The 20,192-nt window shown below is 67.5% G+C and carries 18 protein-coding genes; 14 read left to right on the top strand and 4 right to left on the bottom strand.

Going from position 1 to position 20,192, the window contains the following annotated elements; translation table 11 throughout:
* Positions 1 to 71: 71 nt before the first annotated feature.
* The 3 genes from NF699_04530 (at position 72) to NF699_04540 (ending at position 4,080) form a co-directional block, all read left to right on the top strand.
* Complete coding sequence (locus tag NF699_04530) at positions 72 to 1,232, top strand: AAA family ATPase (protein USU06994.1); 1,161 nt, start codon at positions 72 to 74, stop codon at positions 1,230 to 1,232.
* 90 nt (positions 1,233 to 1,322) lie between these two features.
* The gene (locus NF699_04535) at positions 1,323 to 2,717 is read left to right on the top strand and encodes a beta-lactamase family protein (GenBank protein USU06995.1); all 1,395 of its coding nucleotides are present in this window, start codon (positions 1,323 to 1,325) and stop codon (positions 2,715 to 2,717) included.
* Between the two features lies 1 nt (position 2,718).
* Positions 2,719 to 4,080: a leucyl aminopeptidase family protein gene (locus tag NF699_04540; GenBank protein USU05959.1), complete on the top strand. Its 1,362-nt coding sequence runs from the start codon at positions 2,719 to 2,721 to the stop codon at positions 4,078 to 4,080.
* A gap of 304 nt (positions 4,081 to 4,384) precedes the next feature.
* Here NF699_04540 and NF699_04545 read toward each other — a convergent pair whose 3' ends face one another.
* Together NF699_04545 and tpiA are read right to left on the bottom strand one after the other, a co-directional pair.
* Positions 4,385 to 5,125 (bottom strand): energy transducer TonB, encoded by a 741-nt coding sequence (locus tag NF699_04545; GenBank protein USU05960.1) that lies wholly within the window; start codon positions 5,123 to 5,125, stop codon positions 4,385 to 4,387.
* 124 nt (positions 5,126 to 5,249) lie between these two features.
* The gene (gene tpiA / locus NF699_04550) at positions 5,250 to 5,996 is read right to left on the bottom strand and encodes a triose-phosphate isomerase (protein USU05961.1); all 747 of its coding nucleotides are present in this window, start codon (positions 5,994 to 5,996) and stop codon (positions 5,250 to 5,252) included.
* 109 nt (positions 5,997 to 6,105) lie between these two features.
* Here tpiA and NF699_04555 point away from each other — a divergent pair, with 109 nt between their 5' ends.
* The gene (locus NF699_04555) at positions 6,106 to 8,046 is read left to right on the top strand and encodes a SurA N-terminal domain-containing protein (GenBank protein ID USU05962.1); all 1,941 of its coding nucleotides are present in this window, start codon (positions 6,106 to 6,108) and stop codon (positions 8,044 to 8,046) included.
* 22 nt (positions 8,047 to 8,068) lie between these two features.
* Positions 8,069 to 9,550, top strand: a complete 1,482-nt coding sequence (gene trpE / locus NF699_04560; GenBank protein USU06996.1) for an anthranilate synthase component I — start codon at positions 8,069 to 8,071, stop codon at positions 9,548 to 9,550.
* A gap of 56 nt (positions 9,551 to 9,606) precedes the next feature.
* On the opposite strand, the gene NF699_04565 is transcribed toward trpE, so the two are convergent.
* Complete coding sequence (locus NF699_04565; protein USU05963.1) at positions 9,607 to 10,038, bottom strand: hypothetical protein; 432 nt, start codon at positions 10,036 to 10,038, stop codon at positions 9,607 to 9,609.
* A gap of 161 nt (positions 10,039 to 10,199) precedes the next feature.
* Here NF699_04565 and NF699_04570 point away from each other — a divergent pair, with 161 nt between their 5' ends.
* The 6 genes from NF699_04570 to lexA are packed head-to-tail and all read left to right on the top strand — an operon-like array spanning position 10,200 to position 14,944.
* Positions 10,200 to 10,784 (top strand): aminodeoxychorismate/anthranilate synthase component II, encoded by a 585-nt coding sequence (locus tag NF699_04570; protein USU06997.1) that lies wholly within the window; start codon positions 10,200 to 10,202, stop codon positions 10,782 to 10,784.
* Entirely contained in the window at positions 10,781 to 11,776 is a 996-nt protein-coding gene (trpD, locus tag NF699_04575) for an anthranilate phosphoribosyltransferase (GenBank protein USU05964.1), read from the top strand. Before NF699_04570 ends, trpD begins: the two co-directional genes overlap by 4 nt.
* Positions 11,773 to 12,549 (top strand): indole-3-glycerol phosphate synthase TrpC, encoded by a 777-nt coding sequence (gene trpC, locus NF699_04580; GenBank protein ID USU05965.1) that lies wholly within the window; start codon positions 11,773 to 11,775, stop codon positions 12,547 to 12,549. Before trpD ends, trpC begins: the two co-directional genes overlap by 4 nt.
* Positions 12,546 to 13,013, top strand: coding sequence for a cyclic pyranopterin monophosphate synthase MoaC (moaC, locus tag NF699_04585; protein ID USU05966.1), 468 nt, complete (start codon positions 12,546 to 12,548; stop codon positions 13,011 to 13,013). Before trpC ends, moaC begins: the two co-directional genes overlap by 4 nt.
* 4 nt (positions 13,014 to 13,017) lie before the next feature.
* Positions 13,018 to 14,196, top strand: coding sequence for a molybdopterin molybdotransferase MoeA (locus NF699_04590; protein USU06998.1), 1,179 nt, complete (start codon positions 13,018 to 13,020; stop codon positions 14,194 to 14,196).
* Between the two features lie 58 nt (positions 14,197 to 14,254).
* Positions 14,255 to 14,944, top strand: a complete 690-nt coding sequence (lexA, locus tag NF699_04595) for a transcriptional repressor LexA (GenBank protein USU05967.1) — start codon at positions 14,255 to 14,257, stop codon at positions 14,942 to 14,944.
* Between the two features lie 20 nt (positions 14,945 to 14,964).
* Here lexA and NF699_04600 read toward each other — a convergent pair whose 3' ends face one another.
* On the bottom strand, positions 14,965 to 17,061 hold the full coding sequence (locus NF699_04600) for a ComEC family competence protein (protein USU05968.1): 2,097 nt from the start codon (positions 17,059 to 17,061) through the stop codon (positions 14,965 to 14,967).
* Between the two features lie 155 nt (positions 17,062 to 17,216).
* Here NF699_04600 and gltX point away from each other — a divergent pair, with 155 nt between their 5' ends.
* From gltX to NF699_04615, 3 genes are read left to right on the top strand one after another with little or no spacing between them, the layout of a single operon-like run.
* Entirely contained in the window at positions 17,217 to 18,632 is a 1,416-nt protein-coding gene (gltX, locus tag NF699_04605) for a glutamate--tRNA ligase (protein USU06999.1), read from the top strand.
* 16 nt (positions 18,633 to 18,648) lie between these two features.
* Entirely contained in the window at positions 18,649 to 19,932 is a 1,284-nt protein-coding gene (locus NF699_04610; protein ID USU05969.1) for a citrate synthase, read from the top strand.
* Entirely contained in the window at positions 19,932 to 20,135 is a 204-nt protein-coding gene (locus NF699_04615) for a hypothetical protein (protein ID USU05970.1), read from the top strand. Before NF699_04610 ends, NF699_04615 begins: the two co-directional genes overlap by 1 nt.
* Positions 20,136 to 20,192: the final 57 nt, after the last annotated feature.

A 20,192-nucleotide genomic window follows, 5' to 3' on the forward strand; every position in this document is an offset into this window, starting at 1 on the left:
AAAACCACGACGGTAACGGCTCTTAGCTCGCTCTGCTGGACGGGTCAGGAGCATCGGCGCAAGCTTTGGCGATGATGACCCGCCTCGCCATCGCCGGCTATCGATCGATCCGTGATATGACGGTCGATCTGGCGCCACTCACCATCGTCACTGGTCCGAATGGATCGGGCAAGTCGAGCCTCTACCGATCGCTTCGCCTGTTGTCGGACGTCGCGCAGGGACGGCTCATCGCATCGCTCGCTCAAGAGGGTGGCCTGTCCTCGGTGTTGTGGGCTGGACCCGAGAAGATCAGTGCCGACATGCGCAGCGGTCGCGTGCCGGTGCAAGGCACCCGTCGATCGGATCCCATCGCGCTCAAGCTGGGCTTTTCGGGCGCTGACTTCGGCTACGCGGTCGACCTCGGTTTGCCGGTCCCCGGTTCAGGATTCGCCAACGATCCCGAGATCAAGGTCGAGGCGATGTGGAACGGCGAACTGCTCGGCCGTGCCAACCTGTTTGCCGAGCGACGCGGCCCCCTGGTCACGCTGCGCACCAGCGAGACCGGCGAATGGCGACGCAGTCCCGTGGACCTGTCGTCCTTCGATACGATGGTGACCCATGCCGCCGATCCGAGGGACGGCCTCGAATTGCTGCTGATGCGGGAGCGGATGCGGAACTGGCGCTTCTACGATGCGCTCCGCACCGATCAGACCGCGCCTGCCCGCCGCCCGCAGGTAACGACCTACACACCCGTGCTGGCGAGCGACGGCAGCGATCTGACCGCCGCAATCTCGACGATCTATGCCATCGGCGATGGTGCTGCGCTCGACAACGCGGTCGACGACGCCTTCGTCGGCTCGTCGATCGAGTTCACCGCCAGCGGTCCCAATCATGCGACGATCGGCATGTGCCAGCCGGGGATGCTCCGTCCGCTGGGTGCGAGCGAACTGTCGGACGGCACGTTGCGCTACCTATTGTTGGTGGCCGCTCTTCTATCGCCACGGCCGCCCGAACTGATGGTCCTGAACGAGCCGGAGGCGAACCTGCACCCGTCGCTGCTGCCGGCGTTGGCCCGACTGCTGCTCGCCAGCGCGAAGACGTACCAGATCATCGTCGTGTCGCACAGCGGCGCTCTGATCGACGCACTCGGCGAGAGCGAGCAGGCGCGCAGCATCGCTCTCGCCAAGGACATGGGTGAGACGCGTGTTTCCGGCCAGCGCTTCGGTCCCGACTGGCGTTGGCCGAAGCGCTAGGGCCGATCGCCGGCGCCGACCGTCGACACGAAGGTGCGGCTGATGGGAATATCCTGTTGCGTAGCGGCGCGAATGTGGCAGCAAGCGGAGATGCTGTTCCGAACGCTCGCCGCCGCACTGGCGCTCACCGCCGCCCCCGCTACCCTCGCCGCGCAATCGCTGACGCCCGGCGAGTTGAAGGCCGTCGACAAGGTCGTGGCGGAATGCCTCGCCACCACAGGCACGCCTTCGGCCCAGATCGCGATCGTCCGCGGCGGCAAGGTCGTGCTGGTGAAGGCGTACGGCAAGCAATCCGACGCCACCCTCGCCCGCACCGACGCGCCCTATCAGATCGCATCGATCTCCAAGCAGTTCACCGCCGCCGCGCTGCTCCTGCTCGAGGATGACGGCAAGCTGTCTATGGACGACACCGTTGCCAAATACCTGCCCAGCATCAGCGGCGGCGACCGGATCACCATCCGCCAGTTGCTCAGCCACACCGCCGGCCTGCAGGATTACTGGCCGCAGGATTACAGCTTCGAAGCGATGGAAACGCCGACCAAGCCCCAGGCGATCGTCGATCGCTGGGGCAAGAAGCCGCTCGATTTCGCCCCCGGCACGCAATGGCAATATTCCAATACCGGCTATGTCGTCGCCGGCATGATCGCCGAAAAAGCAGCCGGCGAACCGCTGATGGCGTTCCTCGACCGGCGCATCTTCAAGCCGCTCGGCATCACGGCGTACGATCAGGACAAGGCGATCGGCGGACGCTTCCCGGTCGGCTACCACCGCAACGCCCTCGGCCCGGTCCGCGCCGCGCCGCCGCCCGCCGACGGCTGGCTGTTCGCCGCGGGCGAATTGTCGATGAGCGCCGCCGATCTTGCCAAATGGGATGTCGCGCGACTCAACCGCAGCCTGCTCCCCACCGACGACTGGGCGGCGCAGGAAAAGCCGGTGCTGCTCGCGGACGGCAGCACCACCAATTACGGCCTCGGCGTCAGCCTGGGGAAGCGCGCCGGCCAGCCTTATATCGAACATAGCGGCGAAGCGGTCGGCTTCCTCTCCGAAAACATCGTGTTCCCGGAGCAAAAGGCGGCGATCGTCGTCCTCACCAACGCCGATTTCGGCGATGCTTTCGTCGCGATCGCTGGCGGCATCGCCAAGGTCGTCGTGCCCGCGGGCGCGGACGCGATCGAGGCGGACAAGACCAGGGCCGCCCACGCGATGTACGATTCGCTGCGCAACGGCACGCTCGACCGCAAGCTGCTCACCGCCAACGCTTCCTATTATTTCACGCCTCAGGTCCTCGCCGACTACCGGTCCAGCCTGTCCGCGCTCGGCGAACCCACCGGCTTTGAACTCGCCGGGGCCAAGCGCCTGCGCGGCGGCTTCGTCCAGCGCCGCTACACCGTCACCTATCCCAAGCAGAAGCTGTCGATCGGCACCTTCGCCGAGCCCGACGGCGCGCAACGCTACGAACAATTCCTCGTCAGCCCGGCGAACTGAGATGCCCGATACCCTGCTCCAGCCCGACCGCGGCCAGCCCGCCCGTCCGATCGACCTGATCGCGGCCGATGCCTATGACGCATGGCTGTCGGTCCGGCCGCCGCGCGTCCGCGCCGCGCTCGCCGCGCAGCGCTTCACCGGCAAGCCCGGCACCCACGCCGTCTATGCCGACGAGGATGTGCAGGCCATCGTGATCGCCGACGCCCCCGGCCCGTGGACGCTCGCGAAGCTCGTCGAAGCGCTCCCTGCTGGCACCTATCGCGTCGCGGGAGACATCGGTCCCGCCGCGCTCGGCTGGCTGCTCGGCCAGTACCGCTTCGACCGCTATCGCAAGTCCGAAGACGCCGCTGCGCGCGTCCTGCTCACCACCGATGCCGCCGGGATCGAGGAAACTCTGCGCCTCGCCGCCGCGACCGCGCTGGTCCGCGACCTCGTCAACATGGGCGCCAGCGACTGCGGTCCCGCCGAACTGGAGGCGCAGGCCAAAACGCTCGCGCACCGGCATGGCGCCACGCTCATGGTCACCCGCGGCGATGCGCTTGCTACCGGCTATCCGATGATCCACGCGGTCGGACAGGCTGCGGTGAAGGAGCGCGCCCCGCGACTGATCGAGCTGGAATGGGGCGACCCTAGCCACCCGCGAGTCGCGATCGTCGGCAAGGGCGTGGTGTTCGATACCGGCGGGCTCGACATCAAGCCGTCGTCGGGCATGCGCCTGATGAAGAAGGACATGGGCGGTGCGGCGCACGCGCTGGCGCTCGCCAGCCTCGTGATGGCCGCGCGCCTGCCGATCCGGCTCCACCTGCTGATCCCCGCGGTCGAGAACGCGATCGCCGGCAACGCCTTCCGCCCCGGCGACGTGCTGCGCACGCGGCTGGGCCTGACCGTCGAGAACACCAACACCGACGCCGAAGGTCGCCTGATCCTCGGCGACGCCCTCACCAAGGTGGGCGAGGACGAGCCCGACCTGATCCTCGATTTCGCCACGCTCACCGGCGCCGCCCGCGTCGCGCTCGGCCCCGACCTGCCGCCGCTGTTCACCGACGACGAGGCGCTCGCCGCCGACCTGCTCGCCGCCGGCATTTCGCAGGACGACCCGCTGTGGCGCCTGCCGCTGTGGGACGGCTATGACGAGATGCTGAAATCCGACATCGCCGACATGGTCAACGCTCCCGATGGCGGGTTCGCCGGCGCGATCACCGCCGCCCTGTTCCTCCGCCGCTTCGTGCCGAAGGGCGTCGCCTGGGCCCATATGGACGTCTTCGCCTGGCGCCCCAGCGCCAAGCCCGGTCGCCCGAAAGGCGGCGACGCCTACGCCCTGCGCGCCTGCTATGCGATGCTGAAGCAGCGGTATTCGCGCTAACGTCCGGTCACGACATCCAGGCTCGCAGCCTCCCTTGCAGGACCGGAACTTCCCCAGGGCATCGTCACCCCGGACTTGTTGGGCGGCTATGCCCTTCAGACAAGTAACCCCTGCTCTTCCCCGGCCTCCGCTCGGGAAGGCACTTGTCTTGGTGGGATAAATACGGACTTGTTCCGGGGTCCACCGTGCCGCGAGGGGATCACGAGAGGCTCCAGCATCACGTGTGGCCTCACCCTCGAATACGTCTGGGTTCACCAAGTAAAACAGAACGACCGGCCGACCCCGAACACCGATCCGTCCGCGCTCACCCGTCGATCGTTGGCGGATCGATATCCCATTGCTGATCGCGCAGCACCGTCGATCGCACCGGCCGTCCGCCGACATCGCGCCAGGGATCGTAGCGAAAGCGCTTCTCGATGGCGCGGCAGGTCGCCTGGTCCATCAGCGCGTTACCGCTCGATCGCACGACGCTGCACCCGGTCACGCGCCCGTCCGTCTCGACGCGATAGCGCACGCCGACGACGCCGCGAAACCCGACGTCAAGGATTGCATCGGGGATATCCGAGCCCTTGATTCGCCCGCTGATCAGCCGCGGCACGCGTTCCAGCCCGCTGCCGTCGCCATCGCCGTCCCCGCCGGCGCCATTGCCGTTGCCGATCCCGCCCGCGCCGGTGCCCGGCCCCGCGCGATCCGATGCGCCGGACGTCGCCTGCACACCGATGTTGGGCAGCGGTGCGACCACGATCGGCGGCGGCGGCGCGATCTGGATCACGGGAATCGGCGCGGTCACCTCGGTCGCCTTCGACCGCAGGTTCGGCGGCGACGCCTTGCCGCTCGGCCGATTGATCTTGCGTGGCGGCGGGATCCCGCGCTCCGGCGGCGGGGGTTCGGGCGCGACGACGAACGTCGACAACGCCTCCTGCATCGCGACCGGCGCCCCCCTGAACGCCAGCCCCAGCACCAGTGCGTAGCCGAGCGCCACCACGATCGCCGCAGTCAGTGCCGCCGCACCGAGCCTGTCGCGCAAGGGGGTGGGAGCCGTCATCATCCCCAGATGATGCACCGCCCCGCCTTTCGCAACGCTGACCGGCGCGGCTCCTAGCGCTTCGTCACCCCGGAACAAGGCCGGGGTCACGGAAGACGCTTGGCCAGCCCGAGGCAATCAGCCCCTAAACCCCCGCAGCTGCCTTGATGATCGGCACCAGCTTCGCCGCGGTCAGGCTCGCGCCGCCGACCAGCGCCCCATCGACATTTTCACAAGCGAGGATCGTCGCAGCATTCTCGCCGGTCACCGATCCGCCATAGAGGATGCGGACCCCGTCCGCCGCATCGCCGATAAGCATGCGCAGCTTGGCGCGGGCGATGGCGTGGATCGCGGCGATCTGTTCCAGCGTCGGGGTACGCCCGGTGCCGATCGCCCAGCGTGGTTCGTAGGCGAGCGTGAACCAGCTGCCGTCCGCATTGTCCGGCACCGATTTCTCGATCTGCGCCTGCACAACGCGTTCGGCCCGATCGGCATCGCGTTCCGCCTCGGTCTCGCCGCAGCAGGATATCACATGCAACCCTTGCCGCCGGGCCGCCGCTGCCTTCGCCCAGGCGTCGTGGCTCGTCTCGCCCTGATCCGCCCGGCGTTCGCTATGGCCGACGATGGCGAACCGTGCGCCGGCCTCGGCCACCATCGCCGCCGACACGCAGCCGGTATGCGCGCCACTGTCCGCCTCGTGAACGTCCTCCGCGCCGATCTGCAAGGTGGGCGCGCGCTCCGCCGCCGGTGTGATCAGTGTGAACGGCACCGCGATGGCGACATCGATGCCGGGCGCCGCTGCCGCCGCGGCAGCGATGCCGTCGAGTTCCGACAGGCTCGCGCGCGAACCGTTCATCTTCCAATTGCCCGCCACGAGCTTGCGCCGCGTCATCCAGCCTCCTGTTTTACACGTTAAACAGGCAATGCCGCGCCACGTGCTTGATGGCAAGGCGCAGCCCCCCTAAAGCGAGGCCGATTGTTCAAGGGACGATGGCCTCTCCATGCTCAGCTTCTTTCGCCGGATCATCAATTCCAAGGCCGGCATCGTCGTCACCTTTATCGTGCTGGGCGTGATCGCACTGGCCTTCGCCGCGGGTGACATCACGGGCATGGGCGGCGGTGCGATGACGCTGTCGGGCGACAACGTCGCGACCGTCGGTGGTGGAAAGGTCGGCGCGGCCGAATTGCGCAGCCGCGTCCAGACCGAATTGCAGGCCGCACGCCAGCAACAACCGGCCGCGACGATGGAACAGCTGTTGGCGCAGGGCGGCCTCCAATCGGTGCTCGACCGTACGATCAACGGCATCGCGCTCGAGGAATTCGGTCGCGATCAGGGCATGGTCGTCAGCAAGCGGTCGATCGACGGCGTGATCGCGAGCATTCCGGGCTTGCGCGGACCCAACGGCCAGTTCGACCCGGCCAATTATCAGCGTCTGCTTGCCGATCAGAAGCTGACCGACGCTCAGGTTCGTACCGACATCGCCCGCGATATCATCGCGCAGCAACTGATGCTGCCGACACAGGGTGCAACCCAGGTGCCGATGAAGGTCGCACTGCCCTATGCCTCGCTGCTGCTGGAAAAACGGAGTGGTCAGGTCGCCTTTATTCCCGCCAAGGCGGTGGACACCGGCGCCGCGCCGACCGACGTCGAGCTCCAGGCGTTCTACCGTCGCAACATCGCGCGCTACACCGTGCCGGAACGTCGCATCATCCGTTACGCGCTCGTCTCGCCCGACCAGGTCAAGGCGCGCGCCGTACCGACCGACGCCGAGGTCGCCGCAGCCTATCGCCAGCAAGCGCCGCGCTTCGCCGCTGCTGAAAAGCGGACGATCAGCCAAGTCGTGATCGCCGATCAGGCTGGCGCGAACACCCTCGCCGCGAAGGTGAAGGGCGGAACGTCGATCGCCGATGCGGCCCGCGCCGCCGGTCTGGAGCCCGCCATACAAAGCGGCGTGACCAAGCAGGCCTATGCCGCCGCCAGCACCGCCGGGATCGCCGATGCCGCCTTCGCTGCGCAGCAGGGTGGCGTGATCGGCCCGGTGCGCGGTCCGCTCGGCTGGATCGTCGCCCGAATCGAAGGAATCGAACAGGTCGCCGGCAAGACGCTTGAACAGGCGAGGCCCGAACTGGTGACCGAACTGACGAAGCAAAAGCTGCAACAAGCATTGTCGGACGTGCACGACAAGCTTGACGATGCGCTCGCCAAGAACGCGACCTTCGATGAGGCGGTCGCCGATCAGAAGCTGGCGGCGCAGACCACGCCGGCGCTGCTCGCCGACGGCGGCAATCCCGATGCTCCCGCCGGCGCTGCCGATCCGGCGATCACACCGATCGTCGCTGCCGCCTTCCAGATGGCGGAAGGGGACCCTGCACAGCTGGTGCCGGTCGGTTCCGAGGGTGGCTTCGCGATGGTCGCGATCGGCCGCGTCGTCGGCGCTGCGCCACGACCGCTGGCGCAGGTGCGTGACCGCGTCGTCGCCGACGTGACCGCCGATCGCGCCCGCGCCGCCGCACGCAGGCTCGCCTCCGATATCCTCGCCAAGGTCAACAAGGGGACGCCGCTGGCGCAGGCGCTGGCATCGTCGGGCCGCACGCTGCCGCCGGTGCAGCCAGCCAGCGCGACCCGGGCGCAGCTGACGTCGGCTCAAGGCGACGTCCAGCCCGCGCTCGCACTGATGTTCAGCATGGCGAAGGGCAATGCCAAGCTGCTGGAGGCACCGAACAATGCCGGCTGGATGATCGTCAAGCTTGATACGATCATACCCGGCAATGCGGCAGGAACACCGGAAGCCGTTGCGGGCGCCCGTGGCAGCATCGCGCGGATCGTCGGCCGCGAATATGCCGAGCAATTCGCTCGCGCCGTCCGCATCGCCGTGGGTGTCAAGACCGATGCGGCAGCGCTCGCGAAGGTGCGCGCCGATCTGGCCGGCAACGGCAACTAGAGTGGACGGCTACCGCGCCAACATGGCGGCGCTGGCCGCAGGACGACCCGCGTTCGTCTGGCGGCGGCAGGTCGCCGACACGGAAACGCCGGTCGCCGCCGCACTGAAGCTGATCGAGGCCGGTCGGGGCGACTATTTGCTCGAATCGGTGGAGGGTGGCGCGACACGCGGTCGCCACAGCCTGATTGGACTTGCCCCGGATCTCGTCTTTCGCGCGCGCGGAAACGTCGCGGAGATCAATCGCCACTGGGCAACCGATCGCGACGCGTTCGAACCCGCCGGCCAGTCGACGCTGACGGCGTTGCGCGCATTGGTGGCGGAATGCCGTGGCGACGTACCGGCGGAGCTACCACGCGCGCTCGCCTGCCTCGTCGGGTATTTCGGCTACGAAACCATCGGCCTCGTCGAGCGGCTCGATCAGCCGGCCGCCGACCCGCTGGACCTTCCCGACATGCTGTTCGTGCGGCCCACCGTGATCTGCGTGTTCGATCGTCTGGCGGACGCTTTGTACCTCGTCGCGCCGGTATGGCCGGATGCGTCGCGCGACCCCGCGACCCTGCTGGCGGCGGCGGAGGAGCGGCTGGACGCAACCGCTGCGGCCCTCGCGAACACGCCCCTGCCCGCGCCTGTACGCGTCGAGCCGATCGAATCGGTCTACACGCCCGCGATGGCGCCCGAGCGCTACGCGGCGATGGTAACGCGGGCTCAGGATTACATTCGCGCCGGTGACGTATTCCAGGTCGTGCTGGCGCAGCGGTTTTCCACACCGTTCACGCTGCCGCCGCTCGAACTCTACCGCAGCCTGCGCCGAATCAACCCGTCTCCGTTCCTTTATCATCTCGACCTGCCTGGCTTCGCGCTGATCGGGTCGAGCCCCGAAATCCTCGTCCGCGTCCGCGACGGGCAGGTCACGATCCGGCCGATCGCCGGCACGCGGCCGCGGGGCAAGACCGCCGCGGAGGATGAGGCGAACCGCGACAGCCTGCTCGCCGATCCGAAAGAGCGCGCCGAACATCTTATGCTGCTCGATCTCGGACGCAACGACGTCGGTCGCGCCGCCGCACCCGGATCGGTTCGCGTCACAGCAAGCTACGGCATCGAATTCTACAGCCACGTCATGCACATCGTTTCGAACGTGGTCGGTGACCTTTCGCCGGCAGCCGACGCGATCGACGCGCTGTTTGCCGGCTTCCCCGCCGGCACCGTCAGCGGCGCGCCCAAGGTGCGCGCCTGCCAGATCATCGCCGAACTGGAACCCGAGCGGCGCGGCGCATACGCAGGCGGCGTCGGCTATTTCTCGCCCGACGGATCGATGGATTCCTGTATCGTCCTGCGCACCGCGATCGTGAAGGACGGGACGATCCACGCACAGGCCGGTGCCGGCATCGTCGCCGACAGCATTCCCGAATACGAACAGCGCGAATGCGAGGCGAAGGCAGGCGCCATCCTCGCTGCCGCGCGCGACGCTATCGCCCGGGCTGCGGAGGGTAGCTTCGCTCAATAGCTGGATTAGCCTGAAGCCACCCGCCTCCGCTCACGATGACGCGGGTCGCGGCACCTTCAGGGAACCTGGCTCTCCGCATCCCGCTGGGCACGCCGCTCCGCCGCCCACGCACGGTTCGTCGCCAGCGCACATCCGCTCTGACCGCCGGTACCGACCGCCGAGCATGTATCCGGCAGACCGCCAGCGACGCGGCTGACCTGATCCACCGTCGCCACGCGATTTCCCCAAGCCTGGTTCTGCGCCGGGATTGGACCGCTGTCACGGAACTGCTTCGGAATGCGATACGGTTGGTCGAGCGTCGAACAGACGACGATTTCGGTATCGCTGCTCTGCGGACAGGATTGCCCCGCACCTAGCGTGACGCTGCGCACACGCTGTGGCGGCGAGGATGCCGATGTGCCCGCCTGTGCGTCATCCGCTGGCGCGGTCTGCGCTCCCGCGATCGACGGCAGGCCGATCAGGACGGCGAAAAGCAACGGGCGGATCATGACGGGCGTCTCCTTCGCGGGCTCAACGTGTGGAAGGCACGATTGTCTCCCACGCTGCGGCGCCCCGTCCGCAATAGGACGCGACACATTGCCGCAAGATTGCGGGCTCGCAAGATTGCAACAGACGTTGCGCGGCGGTGGCCATCGGCTATGGCGGCGCGATGATCCTCGTCGTCGACAATTACGACAGCTTTACCTGGAACCTTGTCCACTACCTGATGGAATTGGGTAGCGAGGTCGAGGTGGTGCGCAACGACGCCATTTCGGCCGGCCAAGCGCTGTCATCGGGGGCGCAGGCGTTCCTCATTTCGCCGGGGCCCTGCACCCCGACCGAGGCGGGCGTCAGCCTCGACCTCGTCGCCGCCGCCGCGGACGCCGGCCGCCCGCTGCTCGGCGTGTGCCTCGGCCATCAGGCGATCGGCCACCATTTCGGCGGTCGGGTGGAACGGGGCGGCCTGATGCACGGCAAGACCTCGCCCGTGATCCACGACGGCACCGGCCTGTTTCAGGACCTGCCCTCGCCCTTCACCGCGACCCGGTATCACAGCCTGATCGTCAACGACGTGCCTGCGCCGCTGGTGGTCAATGCGCGGGCGGAGGACGGCAACGTCATGGGCTTCCGGCACGAGACGCTGCCCATCCACGGCGTTCAGTTCCACCCCGAAAGCATCGCCACCGAACATGGCCATGCAATGTTGGCGAACTTCCTGCGCATCGCCGGCATCCCCGTGAAGGCGCACGCGTGACCGCTTTCACGTTGCTTCCCGATCCATCGACCCCGCTGGCGCGGGAGACCGCGGCGCAGGCCTTCGCCGACATCCTCGACGCCCGCGCGTCGGCGGACGCAATCGGCGAATTCCTCATTGCCCTGTCCGATCGCGGCGAAACCAGCATCGAGATTGCTGAGGCGGCACGCGCCCTTCGCGAACGGATGATCCCGATCGCCGCTCCGGCAGGCGCCATCGACGTTTGCGGTACCGGCGGAGATGGTCACCACACGCTGAACGTCTCGACTGCGGTCGCGCTCGTCGTGGCGGCGTGCGGCGTTCCCGTTGCCAAGCATGGCAACCGCGCCGCCTCGTCAAAGGCCGGCGCCGCCGACACTCTGGAGGCGATCGGCCTCGACATGGCGATTGCCGGCGCGACTGCAGAGGGCAGCCTTGCCGAACTTGGCATCGCGTTCCTGTTCGCTGCGAACCATCATCCCGCGATGGCCCGGATCACGCCGATCCGCCGCCGCATCGGCAAGCGTACCGTGTTTAACCTGATGGGTCCGCTCGCCAACCCCGCGCGGGTCACCTGCCAGCTGATCGGCATCGCCCGTCCCGACTACGCCACCCTTTATGCCGGGGCGCTGGAGCAGCTCGGCAGCGAACGTGCTGCGGTCATCTCCGGGGAAGAGGGACTGGACGAACTGTCGACCGCCGGCCCAAGCCTCGCCGTGAATGTCGGCGCCGCCGCGCTGCCGGGCCGGATCGTGCCCGAAGATGCCGGCCTGCCCCGCCATCCGCTCGCCGCCATCCGCGGCGGCGATCCCGCCTATAACGCCGCCGCGCTGCGTCGGCTGCTCGCGGGCGAGCAGGGTGCGTATCGCGATGCGGTGCTGCTCAACGCCGCAGCCGCGCTGGTGGTGGCCGGACGCGGCGCATCGCTGGTCGCGGGCGCGCAGATGGCCGCGCATGTTCTCGACGATGGCAGCGCCGGTGCGCTGCTCGACCGCTGGATCGCCTACCGATGACCATCCTGTCCCGAATCATCGAAACCAAACGTGCCGAGGTCGCGGCACGCAAGGCGACGACCAGCCTCGCCGATCTGGATGCCCGGATCGCGGACGTTACCAAGCCGCGGGGATTTCGTGCCGCGCTGGACGGCCGGGCCGGTCTGGCGCTGATCGCCGAGATCAAGAAGGCCAGCCCTTCGAAGGGGCTAATCCGCGAAGACTTCGATCCGCCGGGGCATGCGCGGGCCTATCAGGCGGGCGGTGCGGCATGCCTGTCGGTGCTGACCGACGAGCAGTGGTTTCAGGGGTCGGACGATTACCTGATCGCGGCGCGTGCCGCCTGCGACCTGCCGGTGATCCGCAAGGATTTCATGGTCGACCCTTGGCAGGCGACCGAGAGCCGCTCGATCGGGGCCGACGCCATCCTGATCATAGTCGCAGCGCTCGACGACAACCAGATGGCGGAGATCGAGGCGTCGGCGATGGATTGCGGCATGGACGTGCTGGTCGAGGTTCACGACAGGCATGAATTCGAACGCGCCCTGAAGCTCAAATCGCGTATGATCGGCGTCAACAACCGCGACCTTCGCGACTTCACCGTCGATTTCGCCCGTACCTACGAACTGGTCGGCAAGGCCCCCAAAGGCTGCACCTTCATCGCGGAGAGCGGATTGGAAACGCGCGCCGACCTCGATGCGATGGCTGAACACGGCGTTCGCTGCTTCCTGATCGGCGAGGCGTTGATGCGTCAGCCGGATGTCGAGGCCGCGACGCGGGCGCTGATCGCATGACCGGCCTGACGCATATCGATGCGGATGGCGCAGCGCATATGGTCGATGTCGGCGACAAGGCGATCACGGCACGGCGCGCGGTGGCAACGGGTCACGTCGCCATCGCCGCCGACGCCTTACAGGCGATCCGTGACGGCGCCGCCAAAAAGGGCGACGTGCTAGCGGTGGCCCGGATAGCCGGGATCATGGCCGCCAAGCGGACCGCGGATCTGATCCCGCTGTGCCACCCCCTCCCCCTCACCCGCGTCACCGTCGATCTGGCGATCGACGCGACCGGTATCACCGTTACCGCGCTGACCGCCACCGATGGCAAGACCGGCGTCGAAATGGAGGCTCTTACTGCGGTCTCGGTCGCGCTGTTGACGATCTACGACATGGCGAAGGCGATGGACCGCGCGATGACGATCGGGGCGATCCGTCTGTTGGAAAAAGCGGGCGGGCGGTCCGGTGACTGGCACGCCTGACGTCATGCCGCTGATGCCGATCGCCGACGCGCAGGCGCATCTGTTTGCGATGGCGAAACCGGTCGAGATCGCGGAGGTGCCGCTCGCCGGCGCCGCAGGCCGCTGGGCAGCGAGCGATATATACGCCCGTCGCACCCAACCCGCGAGCGACCTGTCGGCGATGGACGGCTATGCGATCCGTTTCGCCGATCTCCCCGGTCCATGGACGATAATTGGCGAAAGCGCGGCAGGTCGACCGTCGGCCGGCACCGTCGGGCCGGGCGAGGCGATACGCATTTTCACTGGGGCGGCGATGCCGGATGGCGCCGACACCGTGATGATCCAGGAGGAGGTCGACGCCGATGGTGCGACCATCCGCCTGACCGGCGAAGGCCCGCTGACACGCGGCCGCAACACACGCCGGCGCGGTCTGGATTTTTCGGACGGCGACCGGATCGTCGTCGCGGGTGATCGCATCACCCCTGCCCGCATTGCAGTGATGGCCACTGCCGGCATCGCGAGCCTGTCGGTGCGCCGCCAGATCCGCGTTGCGATATGCGCAACCGGCGACGAACTGGTCGAACCCGGTAGCAACGACGTCGGCGCCCTGCCCGAATCGAACCGTGCGATGCTGTCGGCGATGTTCGCAGACCTGCCGGTTCAGATCGTTGATCTCGGCATTCTTCCTGACCATCTCACCACGTTGCGGGATGCGTTCGCGGCCGTGGATGCCGACGTGCTCGTGACCACCGGTGGCGCATCCGTCGGCGATCACGACCTCGTTCGCCCCGCGATCGAGGCAGCGGGCGGCGTCATCGACTTTTGGCGTATCGCGCTGCGGCCGGGCAAGCCGATGATGGCGGGCCGCCTCGGGTCCACCGTCGTCGTCGGGTTGCCCGGCAATCCGGTGTCGGCGTTCGTCACGGCGTTGCTGTTCGTCAAGCCATCGATCGCACATCTGTCAGGCGCGCGGAATCCCCTGCCGCATAGCACGCGGATCATTCTGGGCGAGGATCTGCCCCCGAACGGCGGACGCACCGACTATCTCCGCGCCGAGATTCGCGACGGCCGTGCTTATGCCTCGACCATACAGGACAGCTCGATGCTGCTGACGCTGGCGCGGTCGCAATGCTTGATCGTACGACCGATCGACGCCCCCGCCGCCCGCGTCGGCGACTCGGCGGAAATCCTCGTCATCGCTTGACGACGCTAATTGTGTTCCCTAGAAGTTCCGCGTCTGTTCTGACGGGGAAGGACCGCCCATGCTCACGCGCAAGCAGCACGAGCTCGTTTGCTTCATTAATGACCGGCTGGAAGAAACCGGTATCTCACCCTCGTTCGAGGAGATGAAGGACGCGCTCGACCTCAAGTCCAAGTCCGGCGTCCATCGCCTGATCAGCGCCCTTGAGGAACGGCATTTCATCCGCCGCCTCCCCAACCGGGCGCGGGCGCTCGAAGTATTGCGGATGCCCGAACGAACCGAGCGCAAGGCCAGCGCACCGGCGGGCACGCCGACGCCGACGGCCTCAAAGGGAGCGAACGTGCGTGCCGCTCCCTCGCCGGCCAATGATGTGATCGAGATTCCGCTGCACGGCCGCATCGCCGCCGGCGTGCCGATCGAGGCGTTCGAAGGCAGTTCGATGCTCGCCGTTCCTGCCGCGTTGCTGGGATCGGGCGAGCATTACGCGCTGGAGGTATCGGGTGATTCGATGGTGGAGGCGGGTATCCTCGACGGGGATTACGCGCTGATCCGCCGCACCGACGTCGCACGCGATGGCGAAATCGTCGTTGCCCTGATTGAGGATGCGGAAGCGACACTGAAATACTTCCGTCGCGAAGGGGCGATGATCCGCCTTGATCCCGCAAACCGCTCGTACGAGCCGCAGCGTTACGCGCCTGCGCACGTGCGGGTGCAGGGCAAACTCTCCGGTATCCTGCGCCGCTACGACTGAGCCGATCGTGCGCTAGGCGATCATGATGGCGGAACAAGATTGCGCTGTGTTTGGACGTGCCTCACCCGTCGTAAACGACCATCATCCCCGCTGCGTGGTTCACGTGGCGGCATGATGACGGGCGGGTTTAGCCACGGGTGGCGATCGGCCGGCTCACGGACTGTCGCGGCCACGTTGTCCTCGAACACCACCGCCACCCCGCCGGTACGCCGCAACGTCGGCGCATCCAGCTTCAGCCAGCGCGGTCTGCATCCCCGTGGCAAGCGGCGTTCGCTGACCACGATATCCGCCCGGCGGCAGGCGACGACCAGTTCCGGCCATGCCACCGGATAGGTGCTGCGGGTGGCGAGCACGCGCCACCGCCTGCCTTTAGTGACGATCTCAACGAGGCAGAGGTCACGCGTGCAGCCCGCGTCCGGCTGATCGGCCAGAAACAGTGGTTCCCCGTCGACCCCGCCGTTCTCGGCCAGCATATTGCGGGTGTAATCGCCCGCCCGATCGCGCAGCAAGGCCAGCCCGCCGCGTACCCGCGCCGCCATATGCCGGCCATCGTTCGTCACCAGCAAATCGGGTGGCGACGCCATACCGGCCCAGATCGCCCCGATCGCACAGGGGATCAGCCCCAGTCTGCGCCAGCGCGTTCGCCACAGGGCCAGCCACAGTCCGCCCGCCACCATGCACCCGAAGGCCGCGGCTGGCATCGACGGCACCGGCACCGCCGCTCCGGGTGCCGCTGCGACGACATGGGCGAGCCATAGCAGCAGTCGCAACGCCACATCGGTCAGCCACCACGCCGGCGCGCCGAGGCCGAAGACGTCGAGGATCAGTGCCATCGCCTCCAGCGGCATCACGACGAACGTCGTCAGCGGAATGGCGACGATGTTCGCGGCGGCGCCGTACAGTCCCGCCTTGTGGAAGTAGAAGACCGCGATAGGCATCAGCGCGGCCTCGACCGCGACACCAGTCAACAGCAGCGATCCAAACGCTCGCACCATCCGGCGGACCATACCGTCGTCCCGTGGGGCGAACCACGATGCGACGCGAGGATGCTCGTGCAACGCGACGATCGCGACGATCGCGGCGAACGACAACTGGAAGCTCGCCCCCATCAGTGCCTCCGGCCACGCCAGCAGCACGGCGAGCGCCCCCGTCGCGACCAGACGCAATGTCACCGCCTGCCGCCCCATCGCCAGCGCCGCCAGCACGAGCAGCGCGGCGACGCAGGACCGGATCGTCGGCACTTCGGCGCCGGTCAGCAAGGTATAGCCGATCGCGGCGCCCGCCCCCGCGCCCGCCGCCACCAGCGGCAGGCGTACCCGTATCGTGAGCCACGGCGAGAGGGCGAGCAGCCGCAGGACGACCGCCATCGTAGCGGCAACTGCGGCCGTGATATGCAATCCGCTGACCGACAGCAGATGCGCCAGCCCTGCCCGCCGCATCGCCTCGGAATCGGCTTGCGCGATCGCACCCTCGTCGCCGGTGGCGAGAGCAGCGGCGATGCCACCCCGGCTGCCCTCCAGCCGATCCGTGATATGCGTGGTCAGCGACGTCCGCAGATTGCCGACCGGCTTGCCCGATGCGATCACCGTTACCGGTGCGAAGCCGCGGCCGGTCGCACCGATCCCGGAAAACCACGCGACCCGCGCGAAGTCATAGGCGCCGGGCACCGACGCAGCGGGCGGAGGCATCAGCCTCGCCCGCAATACGACACGCGCGCCTTGCGCCAGTGTGGCCGGAACATCGGCCTGGGCCAGATTGACGCGGATGCGGGGCGGCAGGCCGATGCCCGCATCGGTCCGTATCGTCAGCCGCACCAGATCGCGCGCCGCCAGCGGTTCCAGCCGTTCCACTTGGCCGGCGACCTGCACGACCGCCGGTCTGGCGAGCACCGGCGCGGCGACGCGATCCGCACGCCACCACGTCAGCCCCAGTCCCGCCGCGACCGTCAGCGCTCCGATCGCGACGGCATGCGTCGCCCGTCCGCCCCGCGCCGCCGCGAGTGCTCCAAGGGCGATGGCAACGCACAGGAGGATCGCGATACGCCAATGCGGCGCATCCGGCAGCAGAAACCAGCCGGCGATACCGATACCCAGTGCGACCGGCAGCCACAGAACCACTTGATCCCGCTCGGCATCGAGCCACGCTTCGACACTATCGTGCAACGCCTGAAGCGTTTGCGGCGTTTGAAGGCGCTGGGGGCGCGTGCTAGGGGCCGCAGCGGCTGAACTGGCCATGACCTTACGAACTGTGGGAGCAGGCGCGGTTGAGCGCAATGATTGATCAGGACGCCGGCGCGGCGGCCCACCCGAAGACCGGTATCGTGACGCGTTTCGCGCCGTCGCCGACGGGATATCTGCACCTTGGCGGCGCCCGCACGGCGCTGTTCAATTGGCTCTATGCGCGCCATCACGGCGGCACGTTCCTGCTGCGGATCGAGGATACCGATCGCGCGCGATCGACGCAGCCGGCGATCGACGCGATCCTGTCTGGGCTGACGTGGCTGGGCATCGACTGGGATGGCGACGCGGTCTTCCAGTTCGCCCGCGCCGACCGCCACGCCGAGGTCGCGCACCAGATGGTGGCGAGCGGTCACGCATATCGCTGCTACATGACACAAGAAGAGATCGCCGCGCAGCGCGCTGCGGCGCAGGCGGCGAAGCAGCCGTTGCGCGTCCGCTCGCCATGGCGCGATCGCACGGATCATCCGGAGGGCCCGGCTTACGTCGTGCGGCTCAAGGCCCCGCAGGACGGTGCGACGACGATCGAGGATCGCGTGCAGGGATCGGTCACGGTCCAGAACGCCGAGCTCGACGACCTCATCCTGCTGCGATCCGACGGCACACCGACCTATATGCTCGCGGTGGTGGTCGACGATCACGACATGGGCGTGACGCACGTCATCCGTGGCGACGATCACCTCAACAACGCTTTCCGCCAGCTGCCGATCTACAAGGCGAATGGCTGGCCCGAGCCGATCTACGCCCACATCCCGCTGATCCACGGCACCGATGGCGCGAAGCTGTCGAAGCGGCACGGCGCGATCGGGATCGAGGCATATCGCGACGAGCTCGGCATCCTGCCCGAAGCGTTCGACAACTACCTGCTGCGGCTGGGTTGGGGCCATGGCGACGACGAGATCATCAGCCGCGAACAGGCGACCGAATGGTTCGACCTCGCCGGCGTCGGCAAAAGCCCCTCGCGCTTCGACATCAAGAAGCTGGAAAACCTCAACGGGCACTACATCCGTCAGGCGGACGACGCGCGGCTGGCCGGACTGGTGGCCGACATCGGTGGTTATCCGGATGTCGATCTGCTGACCCGGGCGATGCCGGTGCTGAAGGCGCGGGCAGCCAATCTCAACGAACTGAGCGACGGCGCCCGGTTCCTATTTGCGGTTCGCCCGCTCGACATGGATCAGGCCGCTCTGGACCTGCTCGGTGGCGGTGCGCCGCAGCTCCTCGCTGCACTGCACGCCGCGCTTGACGCGGTGCAGCAGTGGGATCAGGAGGCAATCGAAGCAGCGGTACGGCAGGTGGCCGACGGTCAGGGCGTCAAGCTCGGTCAGGTCGCCCAGCCGCTCCGCGCCGCTCTCACCGGGCGCAAGACGTCGCCCGGAATCTTCGACGTGCTCGCGCTTCTCGGCAAGGAGGAAAGCCTCGGCCGAATCGCGGACCGGATGACAGTCTGATAGGAAGGACGACGACATGACCGAAGCCGCCAAAGTATCCCTGGACGGTAAGGACCTCGAGTATCCGGTCATGTCCGGCTCGGTTGGTCCGGACGTCGTGGATATCCGTAAATTCTACGCGCAGACCGGTTCGTTCACCTACGATCCCGGCTTCACCTCGACCGCCTCTTGCCAGTCGGCGCTGACTTATATCGACGGCGACGAGGGCGTCCTGCTGCACCGCGGCTATCCGATCGGCGAACTCGCCGAAAATTCCAGCTTCATGGAAGTCGCCTATCTGCTGCTGAATGGCGAACTGCCGTCGGCGGACGAGCTGACCGGGTTCAACACGACGATCACGCGCCATACGATGGTGCACGAACAGCTCGCGGCGTTCTTCCGGGGCTTCCGTCGCGACGCACATCCGATGGCAATCATGTGCGGCGTCGTCGGCGCGCTGTCGGCGTTCTACCACGATTCGACCGACATCCACGATCCGGTTCAGCGCACGATCGCATCGCATCGCCTGATCGCCAAGATCCCGACGATCGCGGCGATGGCCTACAAGTACAGTGTCGGCCAGCCGTTCCTGTATCCCGATAATTCGCTGTCCTACACCGGCAACTTCCTGCGCATGACGTTCGGCGTTCCGGCCGAGCCGTATGAGGTGAACCCGGCGGTCGAAAAGGCGATGGACCGGATCTTCATCCTCCATGCCGACCACGAACAGAATGCCTCGACCTCGACCGTGCGTCTGGCCGGTTCGTCGGGCGCCAACCCCTTCGCGTGCATCGCGGCGGGCATCGCCTGTCTGTGGGGGCCGGCGCATGGCGGCGCCAACGAGGCGGCGCTCAACATGCTGCGCGAGATCGGGACGCCGGAGCGGATTCCGGAATATATCGCGCGCGCCAAGGACAAGAACGATCCGTTCCGCCTGATGGGCTTCGGTCACCGCGTCTACAAGAACTACGATCCGCGCGCGACCGTGATGCAGAAGACGGTTCGCGAGGTCTTCGACGCGCTGAAGGTCAACGATCCGCTGTTCGACACCGCGCTGCGGCTGGAAGAACTGGCGCTGTCGGATGACTATTTCATCGAGAAGAAGCTGTTCCCGAACGTCGATTTCTACTCGGGCGTCATCCTGTCGGCGATCGGCTTCCCGACCGAGATGTTCACCGTGCTGTTCGCGCTCGCGCGCACCGTCGGCTGGGTCGCGCAGTGGAACGAGATGATTACCGATCCCGACCAGAAGATCGGCCGTCCGCGCCAGCTGTACACCGGCCCGACCCAGCGTAGCTACATCCCGGTGGCGCAGCGCTGATGCGCCGGGCCCGACCGGTCCTCCTCTCCGTCGGCGTGTTGATGACGCTGATGGGATTGCTGTGGATCGGCCAGGGGCTGGGTTACGTCCATTGGCCGCAGTCGAGCTTCATGCTCGACCAGCGGCCGTGGGCCGATCGTGGCGCGGGGCTGGCGGTCGCGGGATTGTTGCTGATCCTCGTCGCCCGGCGGATGCGGCGGTAGGTCACGGCGTTCCTGCGAACGTGGGAGCATCAAAAGTCAGGCCGGCCCTGCGGACGC

Source organism: Sphingomonadaceae bacterium OTU29LAMAA1 (genome assembly GCA_024072375.1).
Classification (GTDB): domain Bacteria; phylum Pseudomonadota; class Alphaproteobacteria; order Sphingomonadales; family Sphingomonadaceae; genus Sphingomonas.